Here is a 10193-nt window from a genome sequence, read left to right as displayed (position 1 = left end):
GCTGAGCCCTGTGCAATACAGAACTCAGCCCTTAAATCTAACCAGCCTTTAAACCGTCCAACTTATTGGGGTCAGTTCACCCGGGCGGTTTTTTGTTGCGCCATCATAAGTAAGCTTCGGCCGCCACTATCGGCTTTGGCGCTTCTTGATTAGAAACAGCTTCTATACCGGAAATTAACCACGTTCCGTCATCGTGGGATACCCAAGGATGACACGTTTTCCGCCAATCTGGGAATGACAGCCAGTACCGTCTGCCTTCTCATCACCGGCATTCCTCGTCCGATCGGCTTCGCCTTACCAGACGAAGCAGCAGAAAACTGTGCATTTCAGAGGGACGGGAATGTTTGGTCTATCTTCCGATTCGAAATATATTCTCAATGCCATTTCCAAATCGCAGGCGATCATCGAATTCGACCTCAAGGGAAATATCCTCACGGCGAACGAGAATTTCTGCAATGCACTTGGTTATCGCCTGAGCGAGATCGTCGGCAAGCATCACAGCATGTTCTGCGAGCCGGCCTATACGGCAACGCCTGAATATCGTGCCTTCTGGGCACGGCTCGGGCGCGGCGAATATGATGCCGGTGCTTACAAGCGTCTCGCCAAGGGCAACAGAGAGATATGGATCCAGGCTTCCTACAATCCTGTTCTCAAGAGCGGCAAGCCATTCAAAGTGGTGAAATTCGCGGCCGACATCACTGCCGCCAAAAAGCAGGCGGTCGAGGATTCCGGCAAGCTGGAGGCGATCTCGCGTTCGCAGGCGGCGATCGAATTCACCCCGAAGGGCGAGATCCTGACCGCGAATGAGAATTTCTGCAAAGCCATGGGATACTCCCTGGCCGAGATCACCGGCAAGCACCACAGCATATTCTGCGATCCGGCCTATGTCAGCACCGAGGATTACGGCAACTTTTGGCGCCGTCTGGCCAATGGCGAATTCATTGCCAACGAATTTGTCCGCTACGGCAAGGACGGCCGCGAAATCTGGATCCAGGCTGCCTATAACCCGATCGTCGATGCCGACGGCAAGGTCTACAAGGTCGTGAAATTCGCAACCGACGTCACCCAGCGCATGAGCGCGATTTCTCTGCTTGGCGGCGCGCTGCGCCAGCTGTCAGAAGGTGATCTGACACGGACGGTGGACACGCCCTTCGTCCCGTCGATGGAACAATTGCGGCACGATTTCAACACCGCAATCAAAGGTCTTGCCGAGACGATGAAGACGATCGGCGAGAATGCCAGCGCGATCGCCTCCGGCTCACGCGAGATTGGCGCATCGGCGGACTCCTTCTCCAAGCGGACGGAACAGCAAGCCGCATCCATCGAAGAAACCGCAGCCGCGCTGGAAGAGATCACCACCACTGTCAACGATTCCAGCCGTCGCGCCGATGAGGCCGGCCGCCTTGTCGCCATGACCAAGCAGGGCGCCGAGCAATCCGGTATCGTGGTCCGCAATGCCGTCGCCGCCATGGGCCAGATCGAACAGTCCTCCCGCGAAATCACCAACATCATCGGCGTCATCGACGATATCGCCTTCCAGACCAATCTCCTGGCATTGAATGCCGGCGTCGAGGCGGCCCGCGCCGGCGAAGCCGGCAAGGGCTTCGCCGTAGTGGCCCAGGAGGTCAGGGAGCTTGCCCAGCGCTCCGCTAATGCTGCCAAGGAGATCAAGACACTGATCAACACGTCGGGCGAGCATGTCAGGAACGGCGTCGGCCTCGTCGGCCAAACCGGTAAAGCGCTCGAGGAAATCGTCACCCAGGTCGGCGATATCGACGGCAACGTCGTCGCCATCGTCGAAGCCTCCAGGGAGCAGGCAACCGGCCTCAAGGAAATCAACCAGGCGGTCAATACGCTGGATCAGGCAACCCAGCAGAATGCCGCCATGGTCGAGGAGAGCACCGCTGCCAGCCACAGCCTTGCGAGGGAAGCCGAAACGCTACGTGTGTTGCTGACGAGGTTCCGTCTGCCAGGCCAGATCCAGACCACAGGCAGGCATGAGGCAAGACAGACGGGCTCACCGGCGCTGCATCTGGTTTCACGTGTCGCAAAGGCGCACGGGACTGCCGCGGCAACTGCCCAGAGCTGGGAAGAGCTCTGATCCCAGTCTCCGCACATCGTCAATTTACTGTGCCGCCGCCAGGCGGCACTTTGATCATATGCGCTGTATACCAAGATAAAGCGCATCGCATAATGCCCATGCGACGCGCTTTGATCGCTTAGCCGAACAGCGCGAAGGTTGCCCTCAGCGTCACCCAGACACCCCACAGCAGCGGAATGCCGACGACGGCCCAGGCAAGCATCGCCTTGGCGTCCAGACCACCTGTGCCAATGCCGAAGGAACCTGTCGGCCCGGCATTGACAGCCGCCGACTTCGCCTGCAGCGCGGCGACCTCGTCATCCGACATGAACCATTTGTCCGAAAGCGGCCTGATCAGCGCATTGGCGATGAGCCCGAGCGCCAGCATGCCGGCGAGGATATACATGGTGCCGGTATAGAGGGTTGGCCCGGGCGCAACGCCGGCGGCGATCTGCGCTTCGCGGATATAATTGACGACGACGGGGCCGACGATGCCGGCCGTTGCCCAGGCCGTCAGCAGCCGGCCGTGGATGGCGCCGACGAACTGCGTACCGAAAATATCGGCAAGATAGGCCGGGATGGTCGCGAAGCCGCCGCCGTACATCGACAGGATGATGCCGAAGGCGAGAACGAACAGCGCCTTGTTGCCCATGCCTGCGAAAGTGGGCGCCAGCGCATAAAGCACGATGCCGAGGACGAAGAAGCATAATAGGTATTCTTGCGGCCGATCTTGTCGGACAGCGACGCCCAGAAGAACCGTCCGCCGATGTTGAAGAGCGACAGCAAGCCGGCGAAACCGGCTGCGATCGTGGCGATCGATGCCTTCTGCCCGGCGTCGAGCTGGGCAAAGCCGACATCAGGCAGACCGATCAGCGAGCCCGCGAAGATTTCCTGCAGCATTGGCGAGGCCATGCCGATAACGCCGATACCGGCCGAAACGTTGAGGCAAAGCACCGCCCATATCAGCCAGAACTGTTTTGTCCTGTGGGCATCGCGCAGGTGCACATGTTTGGTGGTGATCATCGTGCTCTTGGCTGCAGGCGGCGTCCAACCCTCGGGACGCCAGCCGGCCGGCGGGATGCGATAGCCGAAGGCGCCGCCTATCATGAAGACGAAATAGATCACCGCCATGACGATGAAGGTCTGCCAGACGCCGACCGAACTGTCGGTCTTGAAGGTATTCATCAGCAGGTTGGCCAATGGGGCGCCGATCATCGCACCGCCGCCGAAGCCCATGATCGCCATACCGGTCGCCATCCCGCGCCGGTCGGGAAACCATTTGATCAGCGTCGAGACCGGCGAGATGTAACCGAGGCCGAGACCGATGCCACCGATGACGCCGGCGCCCAGCCACATCAACCAGAGCTGATGCGTGATGACGCCGATCGCGGCAAGAATGATGCCGCCGCACCAGCAGCAGGCGGAAACGACGCCCGCCTTGCGCGGACCGGCCCGCTCGAGCCAGCCGCCCCAGATGGCGGCGGATGAGCCAAGCAGAACGAAGAACAACGTATAGATCCAGCCGAGGTCGGCAACGCGCCAGTCGCAGGTCGTGGTGAACAGCGCCGAGGCGAGTGTCAGTTCGGGGCAGGCCGTCGAGGCCGTGATCCCGAGCGACTTGGAAAGCGGCAGCCAGAACACGCTGAAACCATAGGCCATGCCGATGCAGAGATGAATGGCGAGCGCGGCCGGCGGCACCAGCCACCGATTGAACCCGGGCCTTGCGACGATCCTTTCACGATCGAGCAGGCCTAACCCCGCCAACGCCTCGTCTGTACGTGTTTCCGCTGCAGTCATGAAAACTCCTCCTTGATTCAAAATCTGGTTTGATTTCAGCTTTTGCGCAGGCAGGTTGCTCCTGCCTTCCCTCGCGCACGGACCGATCCTCGTTTTTTGGACTAAAGCATTGAAATAAAGATATAAAGCGCGAGGAACGCGCTTTAGTGTGTTACCGGCTCCGGCTTTCGGATAAGAGGAACGGCCTGAAGCACGAGCGCGTCCAGGCCGTTCTCCTCATTCTCCAGAATTTCGAACAATTGCCGCCGCATGCGCGGGTCCCAGAATTTGTTGATGTGGGTGGCGACCCCCTGCGCGGCCTCGCTTTCCGGCTGGCTCTTGAAGAAGGTGGCGATCTGGTTTGCCATATAGACGAGCTTGGTCTTGGTATCATGCGACATCGGCAATGCTTCCCGGCGAGATGCGGTGCGGGTGGGTGAAGATCTCGAAATCCTCGCCGCGCACCAGCGCGACGAGCGTCATGCCGGCCTCTTCGGCCGTGCGGATGGCGAGAGCCGTCGGCGCCGAAATGGCGATGAGCACCGGGCTGCCGAGGATCGCCGCTTTCTGCACCATCTCGACGGAGAGCCGGCTGGTGACGACGACGGCGCCGTCCCCGCCTCTTTCATTGGCGCGGATGATGGCGCCGCAGAGCTTGTCCAGCGCATTGTGCCGGCCGACATCTTCGCGCACGGCAATCAGCCCCCTGCCGGGAAAATAGAACCCGGCGCCATGCACCGCCCGCGTCTCACGATGCAGCGGCTGTGCCTCGTTCAGAAGCGAAACGGCGCGGACGATATCCGCATGCGACAGCGCCAGCGGCGATGTCGAAACGTCAGGCACCGACCGTACCGCCTGTTCGATCGATTCGATGCCGCAGAGCCCGCAGCCGACCGGTCCCGCCATGCTGCGTCGCCGTGCCCGCAGCCGATCGGCGACGTCGTCGACCAGGCTCACCTGCACATCGATCCCCTGCTCACCCTCAATGACCTCGATGCCCGACATCTCCGCCGGCCCGGCAAGGATCCCTTCGGTCAGGCTGAATCCGACGGCGAAATCCTCGAGATCCGCAGGTGTTGCCATCATCACCGCATGCGAACTGCCGCCATAGGAAAAGGCGATCGGCACCTCTTCCGGCACGATGCGCGAACCGGCCTGGAGAATGCCGTTGCGGCGGGCGGTTTCGGGAGCACGGGCGGTGACGGTGAAGGTCATGATGCGCGTTCCTGTTTACAGAGCCGCCCCCGCATCGTCACTCCGCCGCCTCGAGCTTGCCGGCGATGCGGCGCGATTGCCGCGCCTGCTCGTCATATTCGAGTTGCCATTCGCTCGGCCCGTTGGAGGGCGAGACCTGCACCGCCGTCACCTTGTATTCCGGGCAGTTCGTCGCCCAGTCGGAGAAATCGGTGGTGATGACGTTCGCCTGCGTCGTGGGATGATGGAAGGTCGTATAGACGACACCCGGCGCGACGCGATCGGTGATCAGCGCCCTGAGCGTCGTGTCGCCGGAGCGGCTGCCGAGCTTGACCCAGTCGCCGTCGCGAACGCCGCGCTGCTCGGCATCGTGTGGATGGATTTCCAGCCGGTCTTCCGCATGCCAGACGACATTCTCGGTCCGCCGCGTCTGCGCTCCGACATTATACTGGCTGAGGATGCGGCCGGTTGTCAGCAGCAGCGGGAAGCGGGGGCCGGTACGTTCGTCGGTCGCCACATATTCGGTGCGGATGAACTTGCCCTTGCCGCGCACGAAACCGTTGACATGCATGATCGGCGAGCCGAGCGGGTTCTTCTCGTTGCAGGGCCACTGCACCGAGCCCATTTTATCGAGATAGTCGTAGGAGACCATCGCGAAGCTCGGCGTCGTCGCGGCGATCTCGTCCATAATCTCCGACGGATGGGTGTAATTCCAGTCGAGCGCCATCGCCTGGGCAAGCTTCTGCGTCACTTCCCAGTCGCCATAGCCGTTGCGCGGCGACATCACCTTGCGCACGCGATTGATGCGTCGTTCGGCATTGGTGAAGGTGCCGTCCTTCTCGAGGAAGGTCGAGCCCGGCAGGAAGACATGGGCGTAATTGGCGGTCTCGTTGAGGAACAGATCCTGCACGACGACGCATTCCATCGCCGCAAGCCCGGCCGCGACATGTTTGGTATCGGGATCGGACTGGAGGATGTCTTCGCCCTGGATGTAGATGCCTTTGAACGAGCCGTCGACTGCTGCATCCAGCATGTTCGGAATACGCAGGCCCGGCTCGTTGTTGAGCTTCACGCCCCAGAGCTTTTCGAAGATATCGCGCGTCGCATCGTCGGAAATGTGCCGGTAGCCCGGCAATTCGTGCGGGAACGAGCCCATGTCGCAGGAGCCCTGCACATTGTTCTGGCCGCGCAGCGGGTTCACTCCGACGCCTGGGCGGCCGATATTGCCGGTCGCCATCGCCAGGTTGGCGATCGCGATGACCGTGGTCGAGCCCTGGCTGTGTTCGGTGACGCCGAGGCCGTAATAGATCGCACCGTTGCCGCCCTTGGCATAGAGCCTTGCCGCGCCGCGCAGATCCGCCGCCGGCACGCCGGTGAAGATCTCGGTCTCTTCGGGACTATGCTGCGGCTCGGCGACGAAGGCCGCCCAATCCTCGAACTCAGACCAGTCGCAGCGCTCGCGGATGAACGCCTCGTCAAAGAGCCCTTCGGTGACGATCACATGCGCCAGCGCCGTCATGACCGCGACATTGGTGCCGGGCTTCAGCGGCAGGTGAAAGGAGGCCTCGATATGCGGCGAGCGGACGATATCGGTGCGGCGCGGGTCGATGACGATGAGCTTGGCGCCCTGGCGCAGCCGCTTCTTCAGCCGCGAGCCGAACACCGGATGTCCGTCGGTCGGATTGGCGCCGATGACGATGACGACGTCGGAATGCTCGACGCTGTCGAAATCCTGCGTGCCCGCCGACGTGCCGAAGGTCTGGCCGAGGCCGTAACCCGTCGGCGAATGGCAGACGCGGGCGCAGGTATCTACATTGTTGTTGCCGAAACCGGCGCGGATCAGCTTCTGCACCAGATAAGTTTCCTCATTGGTGCAGCGCGACGAGGTGATGCCGCCAATCGCCTCGCGACCGTATTGATACTGGATGCGGCGGAACTCCATCGCGACATGCGCGAAGGCTTCATCCCAGCTCACTTCCCGCCAGGGATCGCTGACCTTTTCGCGGATCATCGGATTGAGGATGCGGTCCTTGTGGGTGGAGTAGCCATAGGCGAAGCGGCCCTTGACGCAGGAATGGCCGCGATTGGCCTGACCGTCCTTCCAGGGCACCATGCGCACCAGTTCCTCGCCGCGCATTTCCGCCTTGAAAGAACAGCCGACGCCGCAATAGGCGCAGGTGGTCACGGCCGAATGCTCCGGCTGGCCGATCTGGATCACCGACTTCTCCGTCAGCGTCGCCGTCGGGCAGGCCTGGACGCAGGCGCCGCAGGAGACACATTCGGAATCGATGAAATGTTCGTGCATGCCGGGCGAAACGCGCGAGCCGAAACCGCGGCCCTCGATCGTCAGCGCGAAGGTTCCCTGTACTTCCTCGCAGGCGCGCACGCAGCGCGAACAGACGATGCATTTGGAGGGATCATAGGTGAAATAGGGATTGGACTCGTCCTTCGGCATCCATTTCAGATTGATGTCGCCATTGCTGCGCGCCTTGACGTGATTGTCGCCCTCATAGCCGTAGCGCACATCGCGCAGGCCGACGGCGCCCGCCATGTCCTGCAATTCGCAATCGCCGTTGGCCGCGCAGGTAAGACAGTCGAGCGGATGGTCGGAAATATAGAGTTCCATCACGCCGCGGCGGATATCCTTCAATCGCCCCGTCTGCGTGTGCACCACCATGTTTGCCGCCACCGGCGTCGTGCAGGAAGCGGGCGTGCCGTTGCGGCCCTCGATCTCGACGAGGCAGAGCCGGCAGGAGCCGAAAGCATCGACCATATCGGTAGCACAGAGCTTCGGCACCTTGATGCCGGCCTCCATCGAGGCGCGCATGATGGAGGTGCCCTCCGGCACGCTGATCTGCTGTCCGTCGATGGTGAGCCTCACCATGGCCTCGGATTTCGAAGCCGGGGTGCCGTAGTCGATTTCATGGATGAGAGACATGATGGGTCTCCTTGCTTGAGATGGTGAGGTCAGCGCAGGCGTTCCATGAAAAACGCGTCATTCCGCCGCCTCCACCAGAGGTGCCGGCGAAAAATCCTCCGGGAAATGCGTCATGGCGCTCATGACAGGATAGGGCGTGAACCCACCCAGCGCACAGAGCGAGCCGAACTTCATCGTGTTGCAGAGATCGGCAAGCAGCACCCGGTTCTTCTCCGGCTCGATACCGTGAGCGATCTTGTCGGCCGTCTCCACGCCGCGCGTCGAGCCGATGCGGCAGGGCGTGCACTTGCCGCAGCTTTCGACGGCGCAGAATTCCATGGCGAAACGCGCCTGCTTCAGCATATCGGCCGTGTCGTCGAAGACGACGATGCCGGCATGGCCGATCAGCCCCTCCCTGGCGGCGAAGGATTCATAGTCGAACGGCGTGTCGAACAGCGCCCGCGGGAAATAGGCGCCGAGCGGTCCGCCGACCTGCACGGCCTTGACCGGCCGTCCCGTCGCCGTCCCCCCACCGATCCTGTCGACGATATCTCCGAGCGAAAGACCGAAGGCCGTCTCAAACAGGCCGCCATATCTGACATTGCCGGCAATCTGCAGCGGGATGGTGCCGCGTGAGCGGCCCATGCCGAAATCGCGATAGAAGGCCGCACCCTTTTCCATGATGACGGGCACTGAAGCCAGCGAGATCACATTGTTGATAACGGTCGGACAGTTAAACAGCCCCTTATGCGCCGGCAGCGGCGGCTTGGCGCGCACGACGCCGCGCTTGCCTTCGAGACTGTTGAGCAGCGCCGTCTCCTCGCCGCAGACATAAGCGCCGGCGCCGGTGCGCACCTCGATATCGAAGGCGCGGCCGGAACCGAGCACCGATGGGCCGAGAATGCCGGCCTGGCGCGCGATACCGACAGCCTCGGTCATGACAGCGATGGCATGCGGATATTCCGAACGCGTATAGACGAAGCCTTTGGTCGCCCCGGTCGCCAGCCCTGATATCGCCATGCCCTCGATCAACACGAAGGGATCGCCCTCCATGATCATCCGGTCGGCAAAGGTGCCGCTGTCGCCCTCATCGGCGTTGCAGACGATATATTTGCGTTCGCCGGCGGCATCGAGAACGGTCTTCCACTTGATGCCTGTCGGAAAGCCTGCGCCGCCGCGACCGCGCAGGCCGGAATCGGTGACTTCCTTGACGATTTCGGCTGATGTCATCGAAACGGCGCGGCGAAGGCCGGCAAGACCGCCATGCGCCTCGTAATCGCCAAGCGAAAGCGGATCGGTGACGCCACAGCGGGCGAAGGTCAGGCGGGTCTGTTCCTTGAGGAACGGGAGGTCTTCAACCTCCCCGAGACAGAGCCGATGCTCGCCTCCATCAATCATCCCGGCATCGAACAGATCAGCCACATCCTTGGAATTCGCGGGTCCATAGCCGATGCGCTTGCCGGCAACCTCGACCTCGACCAGCGGCTCCAGCCAGAACATTCCGCGCGAGCCGTTGCGCACGATCTTAGCATCGAAGCCGCGGGCGGCGATCTCCTGGGCAATCGCCTTTGCCACCTTTTCGGCCCCGAGCGCCAGCGCTGCGGCATCGCGCGGAACATATATCCTCACCGTCATCGACGTACCTCCGCGACGAGTTCCGCCGCCGTCTGATCGTCGACCCGGCCATAGAGCTCGCCGTCAAGCATCACCGCCGGTGCGCAGGCGCAGAGCCCGAGACAGTAGACCGGCTCCAGCGTCACACCGCCATCGAGCGTCGTCTGATGAAAATCAATGCCGAGCAGCGCCTTGACGCGTTCGGCCAGCGCATCGCCGCCCATCGACTGACAGGCTTCGGCGCGACAGAGCTTCAGCACGTGCCGGCCGGCGGGATGGTCGCGATAATCGTGATAGAAAGTCACCACGCCATGCACCTCGGCCCGCGAGAGGTTCAATTCCTCCGCGATAACAGGCATGGCTTCCTGCGGCACATAGCCGAATTCCTGCTGAACCTCGTGCAGAATGGGAAGCAGCGGCCCTTCGAGAAATCGAAGATCGGCGACGATCGCTCGGGTGCGTGCTGCAATATCGCCTTCGGCGATATGAATGGTCATAAGGCAGCCCTCCCGGCGGCTTGCTCGTTGCGGAATAGCGGGCCTCCCCCGGCCGAGTGCTATTCCGCAACCACCATTTCAGGGAAGCAGCCGGCGATCAATAAAGCTATCTCGT

The 10193-nt window shown here is 61.9% G+C and carries 6 protein-coding genes and 1 pseudogene; 1 reads left to right on the top strand and 6 read right to left on the bottom strand.

Features of this window, described 5'->3' with window-relative positions:
* The first annotated feature begins 340 nt into the window (after nucleotides 1-340).
* Nucleotides 341-2101 carry a PAS domain-containing methyl-accepting chemotaxis protein gene (locus A6U98_RS10845; RefSeq protein WP_064649766.1) on the top strand — a complete coding sequence of 587 codons (1761 nt, stop codon included), beginning with the start codon at nucleotides 341-343 and terminating at the stop codon, nucleotides 2099-2101.
* Between the two features lie 118 nt (nucleotides 2102-2219).
* Here A6U98_RS10845 and A6U98_RS10840 read toward each other — a convergent pair.
* The 6 genes and pseudogenes from A6U98_RS10840 to A6U98_RS10815 form a co-directional block, all read right to left on the bottom strand.
* Nucleotides 2220-3877: pseudogene (locus tag A6U98_RS10840) on the bottom strand (OFA family MFS transporter).
* 143 nt (nucleotides 3878-4020) lie between these two features.
* A complete protein-coding gene (locus tag A6U98_RS10835) occupies nucleotides 4021-4257 on the bottom strand; it encodes a formate dehydrogenase subunit delta (RefSeq protein ID WP_018448151.1) in 237 nt (78 codons plus the stop codon).
* On the bottom strand, nucleotides 4247-5071 hold the full coding sequence (gene fdhD, locus A6U98_RS10830; RefSeq protein WP_064649765.1) for a formate dehydrogenase accessory sulfurtransferase FdhD: 825 nt from the start codon (nucleotides 5069-5071) through the stop codon (nucleotides 4247-4249). Before fdhD ends, A6U98_RS10835 begins: the two co-directional genes overlap by 11 nt.
* Nucleotides 5072-5108: 37 nt before the next feature.
* Entirely contained in the window at nucleotides 5109-7988 is a 2880-nt protein-coding gene (fdhF, locus tag A6U98_RS10825) for a formate dehydrogenase subunit alpha (protein WP_064649764.1), read from the bottom strand.
* Nucleotides 7989-8045: 57 nt separating this feature from the next.
* Complete coding sequence (locus tag A6U98_RS10820) at nucleotides 8046-9602, bottom strand: NADH-quinone oxidoreductase subunit NuoF (protein ID WP_064649763.1); 1557 nt, start codon at nucleotides 9600-9602, stop codon at nucleotides 8046-8048.
* A complete protein-coding gene (locus A6U98_RS10815; protein ID WP_064649762.1) occupies nucleotides 9599-10078 on the bottom strand; it encodes a formate dehydrogenase subunit gamma in 480 nt (159 codons plus the stop codon). The genes A6U98_RS10820 and A6U98_RS10815 overlap by 4 nt, the downstream gene beginning before the upstream one ends.
* Nucleotides 10079-10193: the final 115 nt, after the last annotated feature.

This window comes from Rhizobium sp. WYCCWR10014 (genome assembly GCF_001657485.1).
Lineage (GTDB): Bacteria > Pseudomonadota > Alphaproteobacteria > Rhizobiales > Rhizobiaceae > Rhizobium.
This window is presented reverse-complemented; position numbering and strand designations above follow the sequence as displayed.

Bases quoted from the DNA above. Each gene is read 5' to 3' on its own strand.
- A6U98_RS10845 (WP_064649766.1), top strand. From the start codon at position 341: ATGTTTGGTCTATCTTCCGATTCGAAATATATTCTCAATGCCATTTCC.
- A6U98_RS10820 (WP_064649763.1), bottom strand. From the start codon at position 9,602: ATGACGGTGAGGATATATGTTCCGCGCGATGCCGCAGCGCTGGCGCTC.
- A6U98_RS10835 (WP_018448151.1), bottom strand. From the start codon at position 4,257: ATGTCGCATGATACCAAGACCAAGCTCGTCTATATGGCAAACCAGATC.
- A6U98_RS10815 (WP_064649762.1), bottom strand. From the start codon at position 10,078: ATGACCATTCATATCGCCGAAGGCGATATTGCAGCACGCACCCGAGCG.
- fdhF (WP_064649764.1), bottom strand. From the start codon at position 7,988: ATGTCTCTCATCCATGAAATCGACTACGGCACCCCGGCTTCGAAATCC.
- fdhD (WP_064649765.1), bottom strand. From the start codon at position 5,071: ATGACCTTCACCGTCACCGCCCGTGCTCCCGAAACCGCCCGCCGCAAC.